The organism is Pseudomonas sp. TWP3-1, from assembly GCF_049896625.1.
In the GTDB taxonomy this organism is placed as follows: Bacteria; Pseudomonadota; Gammaproteobacteria; order Pseudomonadales; family Pseudomonadaceae; genus Aquipseudomonas.
This window is the reverse complement of record NZ_JAFCUQ010000001.1, coordinates 499714-522482: the sequence shown is the minus strand read 5'-3', so window position 1 is coordinate 522482 and position 22769 is coordinate 499714. Positions and strand designations below refer to the sequence as shown.

20 protein-coding genes and 1 riboswitch are annotated in these 22769 nt (G+C 60.5%); of the genes, 14 read left to right on the top strand and 6 right to left on the bottom strand.

The features are described 5' to 3' along the window. The first annotated feature begins 35 nt into the window (after window positions 1-35). Window positions 36-539 (top strand): GNAT family N-acetyltransferase, encoded by a 504-nt coding sequence (locus ACP7BN_RS02460; protein WP_426201327.1) that lies wholly within the window; start codon window positions 36-38, stop codon window positions 537-539. Here ACP7BN_RS02460 and ACP7BN_RS02455 read toward each other — a convergent pair whose 3' ends face one another. Genes ACP7BN_RS02455 through ACP7BN_RS02445 form a run of 3 tightly spaced genes read right to left on the bottom strand, consistent with a single transcriptional unit; the run spans window position 540 to window position 3339 of the window. Next, window positions 540-1304, bottom strand: a complete 765-nt coding sequence (locus ACP7BN_RS02455) for an ABC transporter ATP-binding protein (protein ID WP_426201326.1) — start codon at window positions 1302-1304, stop codon at window positions 540-542. Continuing rightward, window positions 1301-2305: a FecCD family ABC transporter permease gene (locus tag ACP7BN_RS02450; RefSeq protein ID WP_426201586.1), complete on the bottom strand. Its 1005-nt coding sequence runs from the start codon at window positions 2303-2305 to the stop codon at window positions 1301-1303. The genes ACP7BN_RS02455 and ACP7BN_RS02450 overlap by 4 nt, the downstream gene beginning before the upstream one ends. 8 nt (window positions 2306-2313) lie before the next feature. Continuing rightward, window positions 2314-3339, bottom strand: coding sequence for an ABC transporter substrate-binding protein (locus tag ACP7BN_RS02445; protein WP_426201324.1), 1026 nt, complete (start codon window positions 3337-3339; stop codon window positions 2314-2316). A 140-nt stretch (window positions 3340-3479) separates the two neighbouring features. Next, window positions 3480-3676, bottom strand: a riboswitch (cobalamin riboswitch). Between the two features lie 599 nt (window positions 3677-4275). Here ACP7BN_RS02445 and ACP7BN_RS02440 point away from each other — a divergent pair. Continuing rightward, window positions 4276-5163: a LysR family transcriptional regulator gene (locus tag ACP7BN_RS02440; RefSeq protein ID WP_426201584.1), complete on the top strand. Its 888-nt coding sequence runs from the start codon at window positions 4276-4278 to the stop codon at window positions 5161-5163. Between the two features lie 2 nt (window positions 5164-5165). Here the strand turns inward: ACP7BN_RS02440 and ACP7BN_RS02435 are convergent, their stop codons facing one another. After that, the gene (locus ACP7BN_RS02435; protein ID WP_426201323.1) at window positions 5166-6386 is read right to left on the bottom strand and encodes an MFS transporter; all 1221 of its coding nucleotides are present in this window, start codon (window positions 6384-6386) and stop codon (window positions 5166-5168) included. 279 nt (window positions 6387-6665) lie between these two features. Here ACP7BN_RS02435 and solA point away from each other — a divergent pair, with 279 nt between their 5' ends. From solA to ACP7BN_RS02415, 4 genes are all read left to right on the top strand, one after another. Continuing rightward, the gene (solA, locus tag ACP7BN_RS02430) at window positions 6666-7844 is read left to right on the top strand and encodes an N-methyl-L-tryptophan oxidase (protein ID WP_426201321.1); all 1179 of its coding nucleotides are present in this window, start codon (window positions 6666-6668) and stop codon (window positions 7842-7844) included. Window positions 7845-8029: 185 nt separating this feature from the next. Beyond that, window positions 8030-10225, top strand: coding sequence for an OsmC domain/YcaO domain-containing protein (locus ACP7BN_RS02425; protein ID WP_426201319.1), 2196 nt, complete (start codon window positions 8030-8032; stop codon window positions 10223-10225). A gap of 208 nt (window positions 10226-10433) precedes the next feature. Further along, window positions 10434-11069 (top strand): isochorismate family cysteine hydrolase YcaC, encoded by a 636-nt coding sequence (ycaC, locus tag ACP7BN_RS02420; RefSeq protein WP_420650285.1) that lies wholly within the window; start codon window positions 10434-10436, stop codon window positions 11067-11069. Window positions 11070-11252: 183 nt separating this feature from the next. Further along, window positions 11253-11534 carry a hypothetical protein gene (locus tag ACP7BN_RS02415; protein ID WP_426201317.1) on the top strand — a complete coding sequence of 94 codons (282 nt, stop codon included), beginning with the start codon at window positions 11253-11255 and terminating at the stop codon, window positions 11532-11534. Window positions 11535-11547: 13 nt separating this feature from the next. Here the strand turns inward: ACP7BN_RS02415 and ACP7BN_RS02410 are convergent, their stop codons facing one another. Then, the gene (locus ACP7BN_RS02410; protein WP_426201315.1) at window positions 11548-12144 is read right to left on the bottom strand and encodes a LysE family translocator; all 597 of its coding nucleotides are present in this window, start codon (window positions 12142-12144) and stop codon (window positions 11548-11550) included. 50 nt (window positions 12145-12194) lie between these two features. Then, on the bottom strand, window positions 12195-13031 hold the full coding sequence (locus tag ACP7BN_RS02405; protein WP_426201313.1) for an AraC family transcriptional regulator: 837 nt from the start codon (window positions 13029-13031) through the stop codon (window positions 12195-12197). Between the two features lie 177 nt (window positions 13032-13208). Here ACP7BN_RS02405 and ACP7BN_RS02400 point away from each other — a divergent pair, with 177 nt between their 5' ends. From ACP7BN_RS02400 to ACP7BN_RS02365, 8 genes are all read left to right on the top strand, one after another. After that, window positions 13209-15335, top strand: a complete 2127-nt coding sequence (locus ACP7BN_RS02400; protein WP_426201311.1) for a TonB-dependent receptor family protein — start codon at window positions 13209-13211, stop codon at window positions 15333-15335. A gap of 199 nt (window positions 15336-15534) precedes the next feature. After that, window positions 15535-16581: an isopenicillin N synthase family dioxygenase gene (locus tag ACP7BN_RS02395; RefSeq protein WP_426201309.1), complete on the top strand. Its 1047-nt coding sequence runs from the start codon at window positions 15535-15537 to the stop codon at window positions 16579-16581. Between the two features lie 17 nt (window positions 16582-16598). After that, window positions 16599-17408: a MetQ/NlpA family ABC transporter substrate-binding protein gene (locus ACP7BN_RS02390; protein WP_426201307.1), complete on the top strand. Its 810-nt coding sequence runs from the start codon at window positions 16599-16601 to the stop codon at window positions 17406-17408. After that, window positions 17405-18205 (top strand): methionine ABC transporter ATP-binding protein, encoded by an 801-nt coding sequence (locus ACP7BN_RS02385; RefSeq protein WP_426201305.1) that lies wholly within the window; start codon window positions 17405-17407, stop codon window positions 18203-18205. The genes ACP7BN_RS02390 and ACP7BN_RS02385 overlap by 4 nt, the downstream gene beginning before the upstream one ends. Beyond that, window positions 18202-18873 (top strand): methionine ABC transporter permease, encoded by a 672-nt coding sequence (locus ACP7BN_RS02380; RefSeq protein ID WP_426201304.1) that lies wholly within the window; start codon window positions 18202-18204, stop codon window positions 18871-18873. The genes ACP7BN_RS02385 and ACP7BN_RS02380 overlap by 4 nt, the downstream gene beginning before the upstream one ends. An 8-nt stretch (window positions 18874-18881) precedes the next feature. Continuing rightward, entirely contained in the window at window positions 18882-20438 is a 1557-nt protein-coding gene (locus ACP7BN_RS02375) for a sugar ABC transporter ATP-binding protein (RefSeq protein ID WP_426201302.1), read from the top strand. Next, complete coding sequence (locus tag ACP7BN_RS02370) at window positions 20431-21456, top strand: ABC transporter permease (RefSeq protein ID WP_426201300.1); 1026 nt, start codon at window positions 20431-20433, stop codon at window positions 21454-21456. The genes ACP7BN_RS02375 and ACP7BN_RS02370 overlap by 8 nt, the downstream gene beginning before the upstream one ends. Before the next feature lie 30 nt (window positions 21457-21486). Then, window positions 21487-22542, top strand: a complete 1056-nt coding sequence (locus ACP7BN_RS02365; protein WP_426201298.1) for a substrate-binding domain-containing protein — start codon at window positions 21487-21489, stop codon at window positions 22540-22542. Window positions 22543-22769: the final 227 nt, after the last annotated feature.

Here is a 22769-nt window from a genome sequence, read left to right as displayed (position 1 = left end):
CAAGGCAATCTCAATCAACCCATCATGGCGGGTGCATGACTGATAAAACCACCATCGAGGCCGTGAACGCCTCCGACATTCCTGAGGTTCTGGAGTTTGTGCTGCAAGCACGCGCCGAGCTGTTTCCGAAGCTGAGCGCGACTGGAATCCCGGTCGATCTGCAAAAATTTGAAGAAATTTACTTGCGCGGCGAAGGCGCGTTTTTGGTGGCGCGTGACGGAGGACGGATTGTCGCCTCGATCGGCTATCTGCCCTACGACGGACGTTTTTCGCAGTTTGATTATCAGCAACTGAACGTCGTGGAAGTGGTGCGGCTTTTCGTCCTGCCCGCGTTTCGTCGTTCGGGACTGGCCGGCAAGCTCTATCGGGCGTTGAAAGCGCTGGCGGTGGAGAACGGGGTGGAGGTGGTCTATCTGCACACTCATCCGTTCCTGCCGGGCGCGATTGATTTCTGGCTGCGGCAGGGTTTTGAGGTGATCGATGTCGAGGCCGATCCGCTCTGGCAGACGACCCACATGGAGAGTCGTCTGCCGCTGTGATCAGACCGAGCGCAAACGCAGGATCTGCGCCCCATCAAACGGATCGGTCAGGTAATGCGCCTGCACCGCGAAGGTGTCGAGCAGACGTTGCGGAGTCAGGACCTCCAACGGTTTGCCCAGCGCCACCAGACGCCCGCGTTCGAGTACAGCGAGGCGGTCGCAGGTCAGCGCCTGATTCAGATCGTGCAGCGCAATCAGCGTAGTCACCGGCAACGCTTGAACCACATTCAAAATCGCCAGTTGATGCTGGATATCCAGGTGATTAGTCGGCTCGTCGAGCAGCAGGATCTGCGGACGCTGGGCCAGCGCTCGGGCGATGTGTACGCGCTGGCGCTCGCCGCCGGACAGGCTGCGCCAGGTGCGGGTGCTCAGGTGTGTGGCGTCCACATCGTGAAGCGCCTGGTGGACGATTGCATCGTCGGCGGTTGACCACGGGCTCAGGGCCGACAGCCACGGTGTGCGACCGAGCGCGACGGCGTCGAACACGCGGATCGCATCGTCGGTATCGGCCTGTTGTTCGACCACTGCCAGACGTTGCGCGATGTCGCGCCGGGACAAGCGACCAATGGATTGACCTTCAAGTTGAACCGCGCCCGCGGAGGGAACACGCAACCCGGCAAGTAGCTTCAGCAATGTGGATTTCCCCGAACCATTCGGCCCGACGATGCCCAGCGTTTCCCCGCGCTGGACGTCCAGATTGATCCCGTGCAACAACTGCGCGTCACGCACCCTGAACGCCAGATCGGAGCAACTGAGTACGCTCATCGCGCGTTTCTCCGGGCAATCAGAATTAGCGCAAACACCGGCGCGCCGACCAGTGCCGTCACCACGCCAACCGGAATTACCTGACCTTTGATCAGGGTGCGCGACAGCACGTCCGCTGCAATCAGAAATACCGCGCCGCCCAGCGCACTTGCCGGCAGCAAGCGACCGTGACTGGTGCCGAGCATCAGCCGCGCGGCATGCGGAATCACCAGCCCGACAAAACCGATCGAGCCGACAATCGAGACCATCACTGCGGTCACCAGCGCCGCGCAACCGATCAGCACAAACTGCACGCGGCGCACCGGAATGCCCAGCGAAGCCGCCGAGTCGGCACCAAAGGTAAACGCATCCAGCGCCCGCCGATGCCACAGACACACCGCCAGGCCCAGCACCGCCACCGGCATCGCCAGCCACACCGAAGGCCAGCGCACGCCGCTAAGGTTGCCCAGCAGCCAGAACATGATGCCGCGCGCCTGTTCGGAGCTGGCCGACTTGGTGATCAGAAACGCGGTGAGCGCATTGAACAGTTGTGAGCCAGCGATCCCGGCCAGAATAATCTGCCCGGTGCCATTCGCGGTGCCGCTGGCGCGCGCCAGCAGAATCACCAGCCCGAACGCCGCAACGGCCCCGACAAACGCGCCCGCCGACAATGAAATCAAACCGGCGCCAACGCCCAACAGCGTGACCATCACTGCGCCGGTCGAGGCGCCAGCGGAGATTCCCAACAGGTACGGATCGGCCAGCGGATTGCGCAGCAGCGATTGCAGGATCACCCCGCAAGTCGCGAGTCCGGCGCCACACGCGGCAGCCACCAGTGCGCGGGTCAGGCGATAATTCCAGACGATGCCTTGATCAATCGGATCCAGCGCATAACCCGCGGCCCACAGCTTGTTGGCCAGCGTCTGCAACACCACGCCCGGCGCGATAGCGGTTTCGCCGATGGACACTCCGGCGAGTACGGCGATCAGCAAAACGCCGAGCGCCAACAGGATTCGCAACACGATCGCAGTCATTTGCTCAGGTCGTAGCCGTTGATGGCCGAGGCCAGTTGTTCCAGACCATCGAACATGCGCAGGCTGGCCTGCATGGCCATGGCATCAAGGATGATGATGCGGTTGTTTTTCACTGCGTCCATGTTGCGCGTGACCGGATCGTTGCGTAGAAACTCGAGTTTTTTCTGATAGTCATCTGCCGGGAAACGCCGGCGGTCCATACGTGCGATCACCAGAAAGGTCGGATTGGCCTTGGCGATGGTTTCCCAACCGACAGTTGGCCATTCTTCATCGGACTGCACGATGTTGCGCACGCCAAGCGTCTCGAGCATGAACTCGGGAACACCCTTGTGTCCGGCCACGAACGGATCGACCTCCAGCTCCGCACTGGAGAACCAGACCAATGCGCTGGCCTGTTGTTGCTCATGTTGGTGCTCGTGCTGTTTAGCCGTGGCGATCGATTTGGCGAGGCTGGCCTTGAGGTCGGCGTTGAGCTTCTCGCCACGCTCCTGCACGTCGAAAATCTCGGCGAACTGGCTGACGCTTTTATAAATGCTGTCGATGTGGAATGGGGCAAGACGTGTGCCGTCAGCGCCGACCAGATTGTTCTTCGCTTCACAATCGGAGGGCATCAGGTAGGTTGGGATTTTCAGCTCGTGAAACTGCTCGCGGGTGCCGACAGCGCCTTGCGCGCCGACCATCCACTCCAGTTCAACCGCGACCAGTTGCGGGCGCTTGGCGATCACCGCTTCGAAACTCGGCTCGTTGTCGGCCAGCCGTTCGATCCGCTGATCTTGTGCTTGGTACTTGGCCAACACATCGTTGTACCAGACTGAAGTGCCCAACACTTTGTCGCCCAGATCCAAGGCGTAAAGCATTTCGGTAGCGGCCTGGCCGACGGTTACGGTGCCGCTCGGGGCATGCTGAAAATTCAGGCTGCTGCCGCAGTTTTCCAGCGTCAGCGGGTAGTGAGTCGGGGCGGCGTGGGCGAGGGCGCAGACGCCAAGTCCGGTGATGAGCGCAGTAACGCGGGCCAGCAGCATGATGCATCTCCATTGGAACCGTACACGGAGCAGGGGTACGGACTGGAAACACATCGAACGCTGCCGCAGGAGCAGGGTAGGGCCGGTCGAAGAGGAAATTGCGCACGGCAGCGATGTCCTTCCCGGACACCCCGCCGGTTAGTGATATTGCATGGCCGGCAGGTCTCCTGACTGATGCGTCGTCGCCACGCTCCAAGCCTTCCCGGACATAAATCCAGTGGCAGAAAAGGAGCAGGCTCGGCATCTACAGTTGCGGGGGCAGTTCCGTTTCACGCCTCGTGAGGCGCTACGGATTCCCTATTAATCCCATTTGGAAACCGGCGGCGGCATGGTAGTCGATCGGGCGATGGAGGGGGAGTTAAATGTCTGAAACGGTGGGTGCATATCCGTTGCTGCGGTTATGGCTGCTTGGGATTCCGCCCTTACGGCGGGTCACCTTTTCCAGACGCCGGGATGCCGGCCCAGCGAAAAGGTAACCCAAAAGGCTTTACCCTGACGTTCGGCCCTCGCTGTGGCTCGGGTTCCTTCGCTGCGGGATTGATCCGGGGGCATCGCCTCCGGTTTGCTGCGCTGCACCTCCTCTCGATGTGTTTGGCTGCGCCAAACGGTCGCTGCGCTCCCACCCCCGGATCAATCCCTCCGCTCAGCCTGCCGACGGGCGCTCGAGATCAAGAGCGGTACTCGAGCTAACGCTCATTGTGTTGAGTGGTGGAAAGCGAAGTGCGGTTTTCGGGTGGCTGTAGATTCTGTGGGAGCTGGCTTGCCAGCGATGGCGGCCTGACAGACGAGCAGTCTCTTGGAGATGTACTCAGTTCTACTGTGGGAACTAGCCTGCTAGCGATTGGCATCCCCTCGCTCCAAAATCCTCCGCTTTGCAAATGGCCCTTGCACATCTACTCTGCCTGATCTCCCCCTGCACCGAGCACACCTTCCATGATGGACAGCCTCAGCGGTATCACCACCTTCATTCAGGTGGCCGAAACCCGCAGCTTTACCGAGGCCGGGCGTTTGCTGGAGATCTCCGCTTCGGCGGTGGGCAAAAGCGTCGCGCGCATGGAAGAACGCCTCGGTGTGCGGCTGTTTCATCGCAGCACCCGCAGCGTGACCCTGACCACCGAAGGCGAGCTGTTTCTCGACCGTTGCAAACGCATCCTCAGCGAAGTCGAAGCCGCACAAATGGAGTTGTTGGAACTGTCCGCTACACCGCGTGGCAAGGTGCGCATCAGCGTGCCGATTCAGAACGTGTTGATCATGCCGGTGCTCGCCGGTTTCATGCGCGCCTACCCGGATATCGAGCTGGACCTTGACATGTCCGACCGCATGGTCGATGTGATCGAGGAAGGCTTCGACGCAGTGATCCGTACCGGCGCGCCGCAGGACTCGCGGCTGATGGCGCGCAAGCTCGGCGGATTTCAATTGCAGTTGGTGGCGTCCCCAGCCTACCTCGAACGCAATGGCGAGCCGGCGCACCCGGACGATCTGAGTCGCCACGTGTGCCTGCTGCACAAGTTTCCTGCGACCGGGATGATCGAGCGCTGGCCGCTGCGCGTCGGTGATACGCACATCGAGCCAAACCTGACGCGTGCATTGACCAGCACCACGACGGACTCGCTGATGTACCTGGCACTGGATGGGGTGGGGATTGCGTGTCTGCCGGATTTTTCAATCCGCGAGCCGTTGGCCGATGGCCGGCTGAAGGTGGTGCTGGGGGATTACACCGATCACACCGGCAACCTGTGGATGCTCTGGCCTGCGTCGAAGCAGACGGCACCGAGGCTGCGAGTGTTGATCGACTATTTCAAAGACAACATATTGAAGGGCTGAAATCAGCGTTGCAGGGTCTCGGCAATAGGCGCTTTGCTCAGGCCGAAGCTGAGCATCACTACCAGCCCGAGCGCGCCAATCGCCGCCGCCAGCCACAGCACTGCAGACACGCCGGCATGATCGACCACCAGCCCGCCGGCCAGCGAACCCGAGGCAATCGCCACCTGGAACATGGTCACCAGCATCGCCGAACTCGCCTCAGGCAACTTCGGTGAAGTCAGTTGCATCCAGCTGCTCACGCCCAGTGGAATTGTCCCATACGCGATGCCCCACAGCAACACCGCCAACGTCACGCTCCAACCCTGCAACTGTGGCAAGGCCAGTTGCGCGATCACCATCAGCACTACCACCGCGCCCAGCGAGGCGCGTAAATGCGTGGTGATGGTGCCGGCCATGGCGAAATTGGCGAGCATGCCGGCCAGCCCGAAGCCCAATAGAATCGCGGTAGTCTCTCTCGGCGAGAAACCGGCCTCGTGTCCAAGGAATGGAGCGATGTAGGTGTAAGCGGTAAAATGCGCGGCCACCACGGTAGCCAGCAAGAGCATGCTGCGACGCGCGTTGCTGCGCGACAAAAAGGCCCACAGTGCGCGCATTTTCAAGCCTTCACTGGAGGGCAATGACGGCAACGTCAGCGCCTGCGCGACGAGTGCAATCAACGCCAGAGCGGCCGCCACCGCGAACGACACACGCCACGAAAACAGAGTGCTGACAAACGTCCCGAACGGCACGCCAAACACCGTCGCCAAGGTAATCCCGGCAAAGATCAGCGCCGTGGCTTTGGCCGCTTTCGACGGCTCGACCAGACGCCCGGCAACGGCAATCGCTACCGCCCAGAACCCACCCAGGGCCACGCCCAGCAGTGCGCGGCCCAACAGCATGAACGGCAACGACGGCGAAACTGCCGACACCAGATTTGAAACCACTAGCAGCAGCGTCAACAACAGCAACAACCGGCGCCGGTTCATGCGGCCGGCGCCGAGCATGATTGCTGGTGCCGCCACCGCCGCAACAATCCCCGGCACCGTAACCATCAACCCGGCCACGCCTTCGGTGACGTCGAGTTGATCGGCAATCTGCGGCAACACGCCGACCGGCAGGTATTCGGTAGTGACAAAGGCAAAAGCGCCGAGGGCCACCGAGTACACCGACAGCCAGTCGCGCCAGGAGGAGGGCACCTCCCGTGCAAGCGGCGCGGTGGCGGGAAGTGCGGATAAATCGTGCATGGCATAGCTCCACAATAATAAGTGGAGCCATGCTAGGTAAGCGCTTGCGTGAGAAAAACGGGGCGCGGTTCCGATCACTGCGGAGCAAACGCTCCGCAATCGATCAACCTCTGCCGTTTCGCACCGCATAGTTGAGCACGAACTGCACATGCGCCTTGGTTGATCCTGTTACTAACCAGTTCGACTAACGCGGCAATGGCATATGGATATGCCCATTTGTGCGTTGTTTTTTATAAGGATTTCCTCTCAACTGGCGGTTTTCTGCTTGGGCGAGCATTGATGTCTGAACGATTTGAAGCACTGGTAATCGGCTTGGGAGCCATGGGCGCGGCGACGGTTTATCAATTAGCCAAAGCCGGGGTAAAAGTCGCCGGCATCGACCGTCATCACCCGCCGCATACTTTCGGCTCAAGCCATGGCGACACGCGCATCACCCGGCTGTCGGTGGGCGAAGGCGCGCAGTACGTGCCGATCGTGCGTAACTCGCACCGTATCTGGCGTGAACTTGAGGCGCAGTCCGGCGAGTCTCTGTTCGAGCAGTCCGGTTTGCTGGTGCTGACCTCAAGCCCGGACTTCGATCCAGCCGATCAAACCGATTTCACCCTGCGCACCATCGGCCTGGCACAGACCTACGGCATCGAACATGAAGTGCTGGATGCCACGCAGATTCGCCAGCGCTTCGCGCAGTTCGCCGAGGTGCATGACAGCGCCGTCGGCTACTTCGAACCGGGCGGCGGTTTCGTGCGGCCCGAGCGCTGCATCGATGTGCAACTGAAGTTGGCGGAGCAACTTGGCGCGACTTTATTCATAGGCGAGATTGTTACCGAGATCAGTTCGGACGAGCAGGGCGTCAGCGTCACCACCAACCAGCGCACGTTGCAGGCTGACAAACTGGTGATCAGCGCGGGCAACTGGATGGGTGGACTGGTCGGTGATCCGCTGGACGGGTTGCTCAAGGTCTATCGACAAAAACTGTTCTGGTTTGAGCTGGAGCCTGATGCCGATCTGGTCGGCAGTTCGCCCACCTTCATCTTCACCCACGGCAAGGGTGACGACAGCGTCAACTACGGCTTCCCGGCCCAACCGGGCGAGGGCAGTCTCAAAGTCGCCACCGCGCAATACCACACGGCATCGTCGCCCGACACGCTTGACCGTACGGTCTCGATGGCAGAGCAGCGCGACATGTACGCGCAACAAGTTGAGGGCCGCATCGCCGGAGTTACTGACAAGGTGCTCAAGTCGGCGGTCTGCGCGTACACCGTCACGCCGGACCGGCATTTCATCATCGACGAGCATCCTTTGTTGCAACATACCTTGCTGGTGTCGGCCTGTTCCGGCCATGGTTTCAAACATTCGGCGGCACTCGGCGAAGCCTTTGCCCAATGGTGCATACGCGGCACCACCGACCTTGATCTCTCGTCTTTCTCCCTGAAACGCTTCGAAGGAAATCCATCGTGAAACGAGTAAGGTGAAAAACTTCATCCTGGAGCGCTATGACGGCTAAGTGGTTCCGGCGTTTTAAAGCGCTGAACACCTGAATTCACCGCTGTCATTCAGCGGTGAATTCAGGAAAGCACAAGACTTCAAGCGGAAAAACCGGATAATGGCGGCCAATTCGTAGCTCGCTATTCTGGTATTCCCGCATGGAAATCAAGGTCAACTTTCTCGACAACCTTCGACTTGAAGCCAAGTTCGACGACTTCACGGTGATCGCCGATCAGCCCATCCGCTACAAGGGTGACGGCTCGGCGCCGGGGCCGTTCGATTACTTTCTGGCTTCGTCGGCGTTGTGTGCGGCTTACTTTGTGAAGTTGTACTGCGACACGCGCAATATTCCGACCGACAACATCCGGCTGTCGCAGAACAACATTGTCGATCCGGAAAACCGCTACAACCAGATTTTCAAGATTCAGGTCGAACTGCCGGCAGACATCTCCGACAAAGATCGTCAGGGCATCCTGCGCTCCATCGACCGCTGCACCGTGAAGAAAGTGGTGCAGGCCGGGCCTGAGTTCGTCATTGAAGAAGTGGAAAATCTCGACGCCCACGCCCAGGCCTTGTTGATGCCGGCCTCGGCATCCGGCGCAAGCACGTTCATTGCCGGCAAGGACCTGCCGCTGGAGCAGACCATCGCCAACATGTCGGGCATCCTCGCCGACCTCGGCATGAAGATCGAAATCGCTTCGTGGCGCAATATCGTGCCCAACGTGTGGTCGCTGCACATTCGCGATGCGCACTCGCCGATGTGCTTCACCAACGGCAAGGGCTCGACCAAGGAAGGCGCATTGGCCTCGGCGCTCGGCGAATTCATCGAGCGGCTCAACTGCAACTTCTTCTACAACGATCAGTTCTGGGGCGAAGACATCGCCAACGCGCCGTTCGTGCATTACCCGGACGAGCGCTGGTTCCAGCCCGGCCCTAACGATGAACTGCCGGTAGAAATTCTCGACGCGCATTGCCTGAAAGTCTACAACCGCGAAGGCGATCTGCGTGGCTCGCATCTGTTCGACACTAACTCCGGTAATGAAGCGCGCGGCATCGTTTCGCTGCCATTCGTGCGTCAGTCCGACAAGGAAGTGGTGTACTTCCCGTCGAATCTGATCGAGAACCTGTTCCTCAGCAACGGCATGAGCGCCGGCAATACGCTGGCAGAAGCGCAGGTACAGTGCCTGTCGGAGATCTTCGAGCGCGCGGTCAAACGCGAAATCATCGAAGGCGAATTCGCGCTGCCGGACGTACCCGCAGAAGTGCTGGCCAAATACCCGAGCATCCTCGCCGGCATTCAAGGCCTGGAAGAGCAGGGCTTCCCGGTGCTGGTGAAGGACGCGTCGCTGGGCGGTGAATTCCCGGTAATGTGCGTGACTTTGATGAACCCGCGCACTGGCGGCGTGTTCGCCTCGTTCGGCGCGCACCCAAGCTTCGAAGTGGCGCTGGAGCGCAGCCTCACCGAACTGCTGCAAGGCCGCAGTTTCGAAGGCCTCAACGATCTGCCGCAGCCGACTTTTGAAGGTCACGCAGTCACCGAGCCGAACAACTTCGTCGAGCACTTCATCGACTCCAGCGGCGTGGTGTCGTGGCGTTTCTTCAGCTCCAAATCGGATTACGAGTTTGTCGAGTGGGACTTCACCGGTAACGGCGAAAACTCCAACGCCGAAGAAGCCGCGACCCTGTTCGCCATCCTCGAAGGCATGGGCAAAGAAGTCTACATGGCGGTCTACGAGCACATCGGCGCCACAGCCTGCCGCATCCTCGTGCCGGACTACTCGGAGATCTACCCGGTCGAAGATCTGGTCTGGGATAACACCAACAAAGCGCTGTTCTTCCGCGCCGACATCCTCAACCTGCACAGCCTCGACGACGCTGAACTCGCGGCACTGGTCGAGCGTCTGGTCGAGAGCGAACTGGATGATTACACCGACATCACCACGCTGATCGGCATCGAATTCGACGACAACACTGCGTGGGGTCAGTTGACGATTCTTGAGCTGAAACTGCTGATCTGGCTCGCCCTTGGCCAAACTGAAGAGGCCAAGGAAGTCGTGGAAATGTTCCTGCAGTACAACGACAACACTGTCGAGCGCGGCTTGTTCTACCAGGCTGTGAACGCGGTGCTGGAGATAGGCCTGGACGACGATCTGGAGCTTGAAGACTACGAAGCCAACTTCCGCCGCATGTTCGGCAACGAGCGCATGGACGCCGCGATTGGCTCGGTGGACGGCAGCGTGCGCTTCTACGGCTTGACGCCGACCAGCATCAAGCTGGAAGGCCTGGATCGCCATCTGCGCCTGATCGACAGCTATAAAAAGCTGCATGCAGCGCGCGGCGGTGTGACGGGTTAATCCGGCTAATCGCGCTCACAAGAAAGCACCTTCGGGTGCTTTTTTGTTTTGGGGAGAGATTCAGTTTTTTGGCTGCGTCTACTTGCATTGTCCTGCTCAGGTTGACAGTCAAACACTTTTCAGGCGATTTATCCCCGACGGAGGAGTCATTAATCTGTGCCCATGTTGAACGCAACCAAACTTCCATAACTTGAAAAGGGATTCAAACATGAGCACTGCAACCTACAACCGCCTGAACAAAGACGACGCCGTGGTACTGCTGGTCGACCACCAGACCGGTCTGATTTCACTGGTTCAAGACTTCTCGCCGAACGAGTTCAAGAACAACGTGCTGGCCCTGGCCGATGTGGCCAAGTTCTTCGACCTGCCGACTATCCTCACCACCAGTTTCGAACAAGGCCCGAACGGCCCGTTGGTGCCGGAACTCAAAGAAATGTTCCCGGATGCGCCATACATCGCTCGCCCAGGCCAGATCAACGCGTGGGACAACGAAGACTTCGTCAAAGCGATCAAAGCCACCGGCCGCAAACAGATCATCATTGCTGGCGTAGTGACAGACGTGTGCGTAGCGTTCCCGACACTCTCGGCGCTGGCGGAAGGCTTTGATGTGTTCGTGGTTACCGATGCTTCCGGCACCTTCAACACCACCGTGCAACAGGCCGCATGGAACCGCATGACTCAGGCCGGCGCGCAGATGATGAACTGGTTCTCGGTGGCCTGTGAGTTGCAGGGCGACTGGCGCAACGATATTGAAGGGCTGGGCAATCTGCTGTCGCAGCGGATCCCGAACTATCGCAACTTGATGAATGGGTATGCGGCGTTGACGGCTCGTCAGGCCTCTTAATCGCCAAAGATCAAAAGATCAAAAGATCGCAGCGTGCCGCAGCTCCACTGGGTGTACATCATTCCAATGTAGGAGCTGCGGCACGCTCGGGCCGCGATCGGACGATCTTTTGATTTTGCTCTGCGTGTGTGGAAGAAGATCTAAACTTTGTCTTAAGAATCACGTATTCCAGAGGCGGACCGGATGAACACCCAATCACGACGCAAGTGGATCCTGCCCTCGATGCTCATCATCAGCGTGATGTTCACAGCTGGATGCACTCGAAAATCCGCTCACTACTCAGCCTCGAACGTCGGCGACAGCTGTTACGCCAAAGCGCTACCGACAGTGGGCGAGGGCGGTCTGGCGTGGGGGGCGACTCTGAGCGTGGCACGCAAAAAATCACTGAGTAACTGCATGCGCTACGCCGGCAGGTCCGGAGGGACGCCGAACACCTGTCAGGTGGTCTTGGCCAAGTGCAAGTGACCGGCAATGAAGCCTAAACCAACACAGTCAGCCACGCCGACACCAGCAGCAAAACTGCCAACCCCGTGTTCATGCGTTTGAATGCCTGTGGCGAACTCAACGCCCGCGCACTGCCCACACCAAGCAGCGCCCAAAGGGTCATGCATGGCAGGCAGACCAATAGAAACGCCAGCGACAACACCAGCATCCGCAGCGTCTTGTCACCGCTGCCGGCAAACACGCTGGCCACCGCAATCGCCATCATCCACACCTTGGGATTGATCACTTGCAGCAGGGCGGCGCCGAATGCGCTGAGCTCGTCATCGCGCGCAGTTTGTGGCTCGAGCGATGGCGGCGCGCTGCGGAAGATCTGCCAGGCCAGCCAGCTCAACCAGAGCACCCCGGCCCACGCCATCAGCTGTTGCACACGGGGGAATTGCAGCAGTGTTTCGCCCAGCCCGAGGCCCACGGCCAACACCACCAAAGTTGCCGCCAGACAGGCGAAGAAAATGATCGGCAGCGTCGCCGTCAGGCCGCGCCGCGAACTGTAGCTCATCACCAGAATATTGGTCGGCCCGGGAGTGATCGAGGCAACGAAGGAGAACAGCAAAAACGGCAGCAACGATTCCATGGCAAGCATTCCACAATGAGTAGACGGCCATGGTCGCGAGTCAGGACGATTCAGTCTGGAAGGTTTGAGCAGCGCTTGCGGTAATCCGCCGGGGTGAGGTGGTAGGCACGGCGAAACCAGCGTCCAAGATGGCTTTGATCGGCAAACCCGAGGGCGCTCGCGACCTGCGCCGGCGACTCGCCGCGCGCCAGCAATTGTCGGGCCTTGGCCAGTCGCAGTTGGATCAGATACGCATGCGGCGCCAGCCCGAAGGCTGACTTGAAGGCGCGCGTCAGACGAAAGCGATCAACCCCGCAAGCGAGTGCCAGGTCATCCAGTCCGATGTCCTCGAAGGCATGCGCATGCAGATAATCGCGCGCCACTTGCGCCACCAGCGGCAGGCGCGGATCGACAGTCTGGCGCTTGCGCCAATCGAGGTGGCCAGTCAGCGCGCCGAGCAAATTGTCGACAGCGCTCTGCCGCACGATGCGCAAATCGCCCTCATGCAACGCGCGAAACGCCAGATTGATCGCGACGCTCAGGCGCGGGTCCTGACTCAAGGTGTCGGCAAAACCCGGCTGACTGTTGCTCGGCGCATTCTCGAACAACGCGTGCAGTTCGCGCTCCAGCCAGTGCGGATCGAGATACAGCATCGAATAGGTGAAACCGTCCTCGGTCGGCGCATGCCCGTCGTGGATTTCCCCCGGTTCGAGCATGAACACTTTGCCCAGCGTGCTCAGATGGCGCACCCGGCGGCAATTGAACTGCTGCACGCCTTGCTCGGTGACGCCCACCAGAAAACTGTCGTGCCAGTGCGGATCGTAGGCATGCCCCTGAAAATGCGCGCGAATCGATTCAATCCCGGTTTCGGCATCCTGAGACAGATCAATCCAGCTGCGTTTGTCCACGCAAGGCTCCTGGGGCGTTGAAGCGGTTGGCTGGCTAAATTACCGCGCTTTGCCAATAGCCGTTTAGAAGATTTGTGCAGGTTTGGCGGTCGGCCAAAGCAAATTCTCATGTGTTGCGTTCGTCCTTTCATACGTCGCAGTTCTCATTGCCCGTTCTCGTATGTCTGGAGTTTCTCGATGCCCGCGTCCAAATCCCTGCCCACTGCATTGTTGGGGCTGGCCCTTGCCTGTCCGGCCATGGCTGACGCCCAGAGCATGGAGTTGGGCCAAGTGCTGATCGGCGCCGAGGAAACCAGCGGCGCAGATCAGGCGGTCGAGGATGCAAAAGTGCGGCTGGATCAGGTTGCCGGTGGCACCAATCTGGTCGATATGCGCCGCCCGTTGCAGGGTAAAGTCGCGAGCAACCAGGACGTGCTGGCTTATCAGCCGGGCGTCTACGCGCAGTCGGCGGGCAATGAAGGGGTAAAGATTTCGATCCGAGGCTCGGGCATCAACCGCGCACCCGGCGCGCATGCTTCGGGCTTGTACACGATGCTCGACGGACTGCCGCTGACCGGGCCAGGTGGCACGCCGTATGAGTTGCTTGAACCGCTATGGCTCGACCATGTGGAGGTGCTGCGCGGCGCTAACGGTTTCGACCGAGGCGCACTGGCGTTGGGCGGGGCGGTCGATTACGTCAGCCACACCGGCTACGACGCACCGCGTTTGCAAGTGCGCTACGCAACCGGCAGCCACGGTTACCAGCAACGGCAGATCAGTTCCGGCCAAGTACTCGGTGATTTCGATTACTACCTGGCCGTGACTGATGCGCGCTCTGACGGTTATCAGGATCACACCGCCAGCCAGAGCCAGGGCGTGATCGCCAACTTCGGTTATCGCTTCAATCCGAACCTGGAAACGCGTTTCTACATCCGCCACCGCGAGACCGAAAACGACCTTGCCGGGCGCGTAACCAAAAACTCGATCGAACACACACCGCGCTCCGCCAACCCGGCTTACGTCTCGCGTGACGACAGCCGCGATCAGCCGGGTAGCACCTTCATCGGCAACAAAACCACGTACTACATCGATGACGATTCAAGCATCCAGACCGGGCTTGTCTATCATGACTATCCGATGGATTTGCGCGAAGGCCCGAACCGTCTGAAAGTCGCCTACAGCGATGTCAGCGGCACCTTCGACTACAAGCGTCGCGACACGCTTTGGGGCCTCGAAAGCCGCAGCACCGTCGGCCTGCGCGTCACCAAACACCTGCCGAATGCCGGCGCCAGCGAACTGGTGCGGATCCCCACCGGCAACACCGCCGGCTACGCGCCGGGCACGCCTATTCGCAATTTCACCTATCAAGGCTCGGACACTGTCCTGCACTTTGGCAATGACCTGGAAATCGCCGACGACCTGTGGCTGACCACCGGCCTCGCCGCTATCTACACCCGCCGCGAAAGCGCCGTGACCTACCCGCAAAGTGGCGGTAAAACCAGCATGAACGACTGGGATTACGCACCGCGTCTGGGCCTGCGCTACCAACTGACACCCGATCTGCAACTGTTCGGCAACCTCAGCCGCTCGGTCGAAGCGCCGCATCCGTGGTCGCTGATCTACAGCTCTAACGTTCGCTTTCCAATAGGTAGCGGCGTCGCCACCGGCGCGCAACGCGATCCGATCGAGCTGCAAAACCAGACCGCGACCACCCTTGAACTTGGCGGTCGCGGCGACAGCGTAATCGGCGAATGGAGCCTGGCGTGGTACTACGCTCAGGTACGCCACGAATTGCTCTCGGTGCTGCCCGACGCCAACGCCACCACGCCCTACGAACTCAACGCCAGCCCGACCGTGCACCAAGGCGTTGAAGCCAGCCTGCAAAGCAACCTGTGGTCAGCGAAGGATGGCGGCAAGCTCAGCCTGCGCCAGGCTTACACCTTCAGCGACTTCCACTACCGCGACGACCAGCGCTTCGGCGACAACCGCCTGCCGGGCCTACCGATGCATTACTACCAAGGCGAATTGCGCTACGACTTCCCGCAAGGCTTCTTCGCCGCCGTCAACACGCAACTGGTGTCCAAAGTCGCGGTGGATTACGCCAACAGCTACTACGCCGATCCGTACGCGACATTCGGCGCCACGCTGGGCTACAACGCGCCCAAGGGCGACTGGCAAACCTGGCTGGACATGCGCAACCTGACCGACAAGCACTACGCCGCTACCGTCACGCCGGGTTATGACGACAAAGGTCTGGATGCCGCAAGGTCGACGCCGGGGGAGGGCATGGCGATGTATGTCGGGGTTTCATGGAGTTTGCTTTGAGGGCAGTTCCTACAGGGTGAGCGTGCATCGGAGCTAAGCTAATGCAAAAATGATATTTCCCCGATGTTTTTAATATCGTTTAGTTTTGTCCTCACAAACGAATCGAAAGCATCAAACCGACAGACCTCCCGATTGCCATGACGGCGCACGCTGAATCGATCATCAGGCTCTTCAGGTTTGATTCACATGGGAGTGAATCATGCCGCACACCTCAGATATTTCCGCGTTACCGATCCTCGACCTGTCCCTGCTGGATGGCTCCGACTCGCAGCGCCAACGCTTCCTCGCCGACCTGCGCCACGCCGCGCGCGATGTCGGCTTTTTCTATCTGACTGGTCACGGCATCGACGCGGATCTGCTGCGCCAGGTGCAAGACCACGCCCGCCAGTTCTTCGCCCTGCCGGACAGCGAAAAAATCGCCGTCGGTATGATCAACTCGCCGCATTTTCGTGGCTATAACCGTGCGGCATCAGAGATCACGCGCGGCAAACCCGATCAGCGTGAGCAATTCGATCTCGGTGCCGAGCGTGAGGTCTTGCCACTCAATCCGCACAGTCCGCTGTGGGCGCGCTTGCAAGGCCCCAATCAATGGCCAGGTTCGTTGCCGCAAATCAAACCGCTGCTGCTCGATTGGCAGCAAGCCATGACGCAAATGTCCCTGCGCCTGCTGCGCGCCTTCGCTGAAGCCCTGTCGTTGCCGCCAAACGCCTTCGACCGCTTGTACGGCGACAAACCCAACGAACACATCAAGCTGATGCGCTATCCAGGTCAGTCATCCGAGGCGAGCAATCAGGGCGTTGGCGCGCACAAGGATTCCGGTTTCCTCAGCTTCCTGTTGCAAGACCAACAGGCCGGTCTGCAAGTCGAAATCGAAGAGGGCCGCTGGATCGATGCGCTGCCGCGCGACAACACCTTGGTGGTGAACATCGGCGAATTGCTGGAGCTGGCCACCAACGGTTATCTGCGCGCCACCGTGCACCGGGTGCAGTCGCCGCCGGAGGGTGTCGAGCGCTTGTCGATCGCGTTTTTCCTTGGTGCACAACTCGATGCGGTGGTGCCGCTGTACCCGTTGCCGAGCGTGCTGTTGCGCGAAGCGCGTGGCCCGGCGAGTGATCCGCACAATCCGCTGTTGCGTGATGTCGGCTGGAATTACCTCAAGGGCCGTTTGCGCTCGCATCCGGATGTCGCCCAACGGTTTTACGCCGACGCGTTGATCCCGCACACCCTCAAAGCGCTCAGCGCCTGATCTGAAGGATGCTCGCCATGCTGAAGAAAACCGGATTGACCCTGGCCATCGTCGGCGCGCTGCTGACATCCTGCAATGCGCTTGCGCTGGAGCCATTGCGCGTTGCTGCCGACCCCGTGCCCCACGCGCAAATCCTGGCGTACATCCAGAAAATCGACCCGCAACTGAACCTGAAAGTCATCGAAATCCCCAATGGAGTGAACTCCAACGAATTGCTGGTGCACGGCGACGTCGATGCCAATTACTTCCAGCATCTGCCGTACCTGAAATCCCAGGAACAAGCCCTCGGCGAAAAACTCGCAGTGGCCGCCACGGTACACATTGAGCCGCTGGGAATTTACTCCCGGCGCCACACAGACTTTGCCCAAGTGCCGGATAAAGGCACGGTTGCTGTGCCGAATAACGTCACCAATCTGAGCCGCGCGTTATACCTTTTGCAGGACAACGGCCTGATCAAACTCAAACCCGGGTTCAACGACCCGGCCGCCGATCAGGCCACGCCCAAGGACATCGCCGAAAACCCGAAACGCCTGAAAATTCTCGAGATCGAATCGCCGCAAATCCCCCGCGCACTGGATGACGTCGATCTGGCGGTGATCAACGGCAACTACGCGCTGGAGGCGGGTCTGGTGCCGGCCAAGGATGCGCTGGGGCTGGAGAAGGCCGAGCACAATCCGTACGCGAACATTCTGGTGACCACGCCGCAGTTGCAGAACGATCCGCGCATCCAGCAACTGGCCAAGGACCTGACTTCACCGCAAGTGGCCAAATACATCAGCGAGAACTTCAAAGGCTCGGTGATTCCGGTCGTGGACGCCCAGCCATGATCATCGTCGAGCAGTTGAGCAAGACCTATCCGTCAGCCTCGTTACCGGCGCTGGATCAAGTGTCGCTGAGCATTCCCGATGGTGCGGTTTACGGGATTCTCGGACGCAGCGGCGCCGGTAAATCGACGCTGCTGCGCTGCCTCAATTTGCTCGAACGCCCGGACTGCGGGCGGATTCTGCTCGATGGAGTAGACCTCGCCGCGCTGTCCGACAGCGACCTGCGCCAGCAGCGCCAGCGCATCGGCATGATCTTTCAGGGCTTCAATCTGCTGCATTCGCGCAACGTGTTCGACAACATCGCGGTGCCGCTGGAGATCGGCAAGGTCGCCAAACCCCAGCGTCAGCAACGGGTGCGCGAGTTGCTCGATCTGGTCGGCCTGAGCGACAAGGCGCTGGCGTTTCCCTCGCAATTGTCCGGCGGGCAAAAGCAGCGCGTTGGCATCGCCCGCGCATTGGCCGCACGCCCGGCGTATCTGCTCTCGGACGAGGCCACCAGTGCCCTCGATCCGGAAACCACCGCCTCGATTCTCGAACTGCTCAGCGACATCAACCGCCAACTTGGCCTGACCATCGTGCTGATCACCCATGAGCTGGACGTGGTCAAGTCGGTCTGCGACCACGCAGCTTCGATGGCGAATGGACGATTGGTCGAAGCCGGGCCGGTGGCCAAATTACTCGCTGATCCGAATTCTGCGCTCGGTCGCTCACTCAGGCCGAGTTGCGGGTTGCCGCTGGGCCACGACGCACCCGGTTTGAGCTTCCTCAAACAATACGGCGTACGGGCGGCGCACTCATGAACCGCACGATCAACTGGGATGAAATCCTGCAACTGGTACTCAATGCGACCGGCGAAACCCTGTACATGGTGTTGTTGGCCGGGCTGTTCACGCTGCTGATCGGTTTGCCGCTGGGCGTATTGCTGTTCATCAGCCGCCGCACTGGCCTGTACCCGATGCCCCGGCTGAATGCGGGGTTGGGCGCGGTGGTCAATCTCGGCCGTTCGATGCCGTTTGTGGTGATGCTGATTGCCCTGATCCCGCTGACTCGCCTTGTAGTCGGCACCACTTTGGGTAGCACCGCCGCTGTGGTGCCGATCACCATTGGCGCCTTTCCGTTCTTCGCGCGGATCGTCGAAAACGCGCTGGATGAGGTCGACAAGGGCCGCATCGAAGCCATCCTCGCGATGGGCGGTGACCTGCGCCATGTGATTTTCAAAGTGCTGCTGCCTGAAGCGCTGCCGGCATTGCTCGCGGGTATCACGCTGACGCTGGTGATGCTGATCGGCTTCTCGTCGATGGCCGGTGTGATTGGCGGCGGCGGGCTCGGCGATCTGGCGATTCGCTACGGTTATCAACGCTTCAACAATCAAGTGATGGTCGCCACTGTGGTGGTGCTGGTCATCCTCGTTCAGGGCGTGCAAAGCCTGGGCGATCGGCTGGTACGTTCGCTGGCTCATCGACGTTAAGGAATTTTATGAGTGGGCCTGTCTCCGTGGCATCCGCGCCGCTGATTCGTGTGCATGAACTGAGCAAGAGCTTCGGCTCGAACCGCGCGCTGGATGCGGTCAGCCTGCAGATTTATCCCGCTGAAGTGGTGGCGTTGCTCGGCGCCAACGGGGCGGGCAAATCGACGCTGGTGAAGATCCTCGCCGGCAGTCAGAGTGCTGATGGCGGGGAGCTGTGGGTGGACGGTCAGGCACGGCATTTCAGCTCGCCGCTGTCGGCGCGCCGAGTCGGGATTGTCGCGGTGCATCAGCAGATCAACGACGGCATCGCGCCGGGACTGAGCGTGGCCGAGAACCTGCTGCTCGATGAGCTGTGCCGGCCGGATGCGGGCTTTTGGCTCAATCGCAAGAAACTGCTGGAACGCGCGGCGAATATCGCCGCCGGTCTTGGCCTTGTGTTGCCGCTGGAGCAACCGATTGAACACTTGGGCCAGGCTGAACGGCAACTGGTGGTGCTGGCGCGAGCCTTCGCTTTGCAACCGCGTCTGCTGATTCTCGATGAACCGACGGCAGCTCTGTCGGATGCCGAGGCGCAGCGGCTGTTCGGGCTGATCGACACGCTGCGCAGCCGTGGCGTGGCGATTCTGTACATTTCTCATCGTTTGTCCGATCTGCAACGGGTCGCGGATCGCGCCATCGTCCTGCGTGACGGCAAACTCGCGGGTGAGTTCAGCGCTCGGCAGTTGCCGGAAGCGGTGGAAGCCATGCTCGGGCACTCGCTGGAGGTGCATGTCTACACGCCGCGACCTGCCGGGCGCGAGGTGCTGAGACTGCGTGGCGCGCAAATCCTGCCGCGTTCTTCAGCCTTTGATCTGAGCCTGCACGAAGGCGAAGTGGTGGTGCTGACCGGATTGCTCGGCGCCGGTAAAAGCGAAATTGCCGAGGTGCTGTTTGGCCTGCGCATAGCGGCGGCCGGCAGTCTGCTGCTGGATGGTGTCGAATGGCAGCCGGGTTCACCACGGCAGGCCATTCAAAGCGGCGTATTTCTCGCCGCCGAAGACCGCGCCAGCCAATCGCTGGTGCCGGATTTCTCGCTGCGGCGCACGCTGACGCTGCCATTTCTCGAACGTTTCACTCGCGGCGGTTTCATTCGCAATCGCGCTGAAGCAGCGGCGGTCGAAGCGCAAGTGGCGGCGTTGGGAATCAAGACGTCCGGCATCGATGTGCCAATGAGCGCGTTGTCCGGCGGTAACCAACAGAAAGTCGTGCTCGGCCGCTGGTTGCTCGGGGAAGGGCGGGTGTTGATTCTCGATGAGCCGTTTCAGGGCGTCGACGTGCGTGCCCGGCGCGAGATCGGCGAGTTGTTGCGCGACAGTGCCGCTGGCCGCGCGACGTTGGTGATCTGCGCCGATGTCGATGAAGCGCTGGAAATTGCCGACCGCATCTTGCTGGTACGCGATCACGCGGTAGTCGCCGAATACCCGCGCGCCGGACTGAGCCGCGCCACGCTGGTCGCCGCAGTCGCCGGCAACGATGTAGAAAATTCCAATGTTCACGCCGCGCCAAGGAGTAGAGCGAGTGCCTGATTCAAGTTCGCTGTTGTCGACAGCCCCGCCGATCACCGAGCGCTTTTTGCAGGCGCTGATCCGTTACGGCTTGCTCTGGGTGTTGGCGCTGATCGTGGTGTTTTTCAGTGTTGCCGAACCTGCGTTTCTGCGCGTGGGCAATCTGTTCAGCATCTTGCAGTCGGTATCGATTGTCGCGTTGCTGGCACTGGGCGTGACGCTGACCATGGCCGTGGGTGGGCTCGATCTGTCGATTGGCGCGGTGGCGGCGATGAGCCTGATGATCGCCAGTTACGTGATGGTCGTGCTCGGCTGGGGCGCGGTGCCAGCGGTGTTGATCAGCCTCGCGGGTGGCGCTCTGGTCGGGCTGCTCAACGGCTGGCTGATTGTGCAGATGCGCGTGCCGGACATTCTCGCGACGCTGGGCAGCATGTTTCTGGTGATCGGCGTGCAGTTGATTCCCACGGGCGGGCGCTCGATTGCGGTCGGCATGACGCTGCCCAATGGCGATGAAGCCGAAGGGGCCTTCAGTGCGACATTTCTGGCCCTCGGTCGCGGGCGCCTGTGGGAGGTGGTGCCGATTCCGGTGCTGGTCACCGCTGTGGTTGCGCTGGCGGTGTGGTTGTTTCTTGAGCGCACGCGCATCGGTCGCTTGTTCTATGCGATTGGCGGCAACGAGCAGGCCGCGCGGCTGGCCGGTGCGCCGGTGCAGCGCTTCAAACTGCTGGCTTACGTGCTCTCGGCGCTGCTCGCGTCGTTGGGCGGTTTGCTGTTGGCGGCGCGACTGGGGCGCGGCGATGTCAGCTCCGGCAACGGTCTGGTGCTGGATGCCCTGGGCGCTGCGCTGATCGGTTTTGCGGTGCTCGGCGCGAAGAAGCCCAATGCCTTCGGCACGCTGGTCGGCGCGCTGTTGGTGGCCGCGTTGCTCAACGGTCTGACCATGCTCAACGCGCCGTATTACGCGCAGGATTTCGTCAAGGGACTGGTGTTGGTGCTGGCCCTGATGTTCACCTTCGGCCTCGCGCATCGGGCGCGCTGAGCCGGTTCAACTTTGCTCCAGGGAAGATGTATGCACGGTTCAATCAAACAGTTCGCACGCCATTGCCTCAGCGCCGCTTTGCTCTCGGCGCTGGCCCTCAATGCTCAGGCCAAGGCCTTGCCCGGCGCTCCGGCGCCGTTCGATAAAGGCGAGGTGCAAATTGCCTTGGTCGGCTATCTGTTCTCCGGGGATTTCCCCGAAGCCTATCTGCGCGGCGTGGAGAAACAGACCGAAGCCCTCGGCGCCAACCTGCGGGTATTCGATGCGCGGCAACAGGCGGCCAGTCAGGGCGAGATGATCGATCAGGCCGCCGAGCTGGGTGTGGACGGAATCATCGTTCAACTGGGCCTGGCGGAAACCCTGAAAGGCCCGATTGACCGGGCCATCGCCAAAGGCATCAAGGTTGTGGCGTTCGACGTCGATCTGAACAACGCGCAAGTCACACAGGTCGAGCAGGATCACCACGCTCTGGCGCGGTTGGCGCTGGATCAGGCAGTCAAAGACAACGGCACGCGTTTCGACGCCGGCTATGTATACATCAGCGGTTTTACGCCGATGGAGCGTCGCGACGATATCTGGAGTCAGGTCAAAGCGGCCAATCCGGGGATCATCGAGAAGGCGCGTTTCGGCACGCTGAATCCGCCGATTGCCAACTCGGTCGCCGATCAGGCCAGCGCCGTGTTGCGCGCCAATCCGGGGATCAGCGTGATCTTTGCGCCGTTCGACGAGTTTGCCAAAGGCGCGAAAATCGCTGTCGATGAGGCGGGACTGAGCAGCAAGGTGAAAATCTACAGCGCCGACATTTCCACCGCGGATATCCAGATCATGAAAGAACCGAACAGCGCCTGGGCCGCGACGGCAGCGGTCAACCCGCAAGTGGCCGGGGCGATCAGCGTACGCAGTCTGGCGATGTTGATCGCGGGGGAAAATCCTGGCCACCAGGTGCTGGTGCCGCCAACCCTGATCACGCGTCAGCAGTTGCTCGATCTGGACGTGAAAAACGTACGCGATTTAGGGCAGAAACTGCCTGCGTTCGGTGACACCGCCAACGTCGCGCGGGCGTCGTGGATTCCTGTGGCGAACTGACTTTTCCCGGTGCCTGACGCACCGCCATCGCGGGCTTGCCTGCGATGAGGCCGGTAAATCCAACTTATCCTTAGCCGACACACCGCTTTCCCTGACCCGCTCGCACAAGCGGAATTGTGGTTTAAATACTTTCGGAAAGACTGCCTTGGCACAACTAGTGCGAAGCATGGTTGCGTCCGCGTTAGTTAATGATTGTTTGATCTTTTGTGTTGTTCCGCAAACATAGC

Coding starts and splice junctions, on each gene's coding strand:
- ACP7BN_RS02435 (WP_426201323.1), bottom strand. CDS start 6,386: ATGCACGATTTATCCGCACTTCCCGCCACCGCGCCGCTTGCACGGGAG.
- ACP7BN_RS02410 (WP_426201315.1), bottom strand. CDS start 12,144: ATGGAATCGTTGCTGCCGTTTTTGCTGTTCTCCTTCGTTGCCTCGATC.
- ACP7BN_RS02425 (WP_426201319.1), top strand. CDS start 8,030: ATGGAAATCAAGGTCAACTTTCTCGACAACCTTCGACTTGAAGCCAAG.
- ACP7BN_RS02375 (WP_426201302.1), top strand. CDS start 18,882: ATGAGTGGGCCTGTCTCCGTGGCATCCGCGCCGCTGATTCGTGTGCAT.
- ACP7BN_RS02365 (WP_426201298.1), top strand. CDS start 21,487: ATGCACGGTTCAATCAAACAGTTCGCACGCCATTGCCTCAGCGCCGCT.
- ACP7BN_RS02395 (WP_426201309.1), top strand. CDS start 15,535: ATGCCGCACACCTCAGATATTTCCGCGTTACCGATCCTCGACCTGTCC.
- ACP7BN_RS02380 (WP_426201304.1), top strand. CDS start 18,202: ATGAACCGCACGATCAACTGGGATGAAATCCTGCAACTGGTACTCAAT.
- ACP7BN_RS02400 (WP_426201311.1), top strand. CDS start 13,209: ATGCCCGCGTCCAAATCCCTGCCCACTGCATTGTTGGGGCTGGCCCTT.
- ACP7BN_RS02455 (WP_426201326.1), bottom strand. CDS start 1,304: ATGAGCGTACTCAGTTGCTCCGATCTGGCGTTCAGGGTGCGTGACGCG.
- ACP7BN_RS02445 (WP_426201324.1), bottom strand. CDS start 3,339: ATGCTGCTGGCCCGCGTTACTGCGCTCATCACCGGACTTGGCGTCTGC.
- ycaC (WP_420650285.1), top strand. CDS start 10,434: ATGAGCACTGCAACCTACAACCGCCTGAACAAAGACGACGCCGTGGTA.
- ACP7BN_RS02440 (WP_426201584.1), top strand. CDS start 4,276: ATGGACAGCCTCAGCGGTATCACCACCTTCATTCAGGTGGCCGAAACC.
- ACP7BN_RS02415 (WP_426201317.1), top strand. CDS start 11,253: ATGAACACCCAATCACGACGCAAGTGGATCCTGCCCTCGATGCTCATC.
- ACP7BN_RS02460 (WP_426201327.1), top strand. CDS start 36: ATGACTGATAAAACCACCATCGAGGCCGTGAACGCCTCCGACATTCCT.
- ACP7BN_RS02385 (WP_426201305.1), top strand. CDS start 17,405: ATGATCATCGTCGAGCAGTTGAGCAAGACCTATCCGTCAGCCTCGTTA.
- solA (WP_426201321.1), top strand. CDS start 6,666: ATGTCTGAACGATTTGAAGCACTGGTAATCGGCTTGGGAGCCATGGGC.
- ACP7BN_RS02390 (WP_426201307.1), top strand. CDS start 16,599: ATGCTGAAGAAAACCGGATTGACCCTGGCCATCGTCGGCGCGCTGCTG.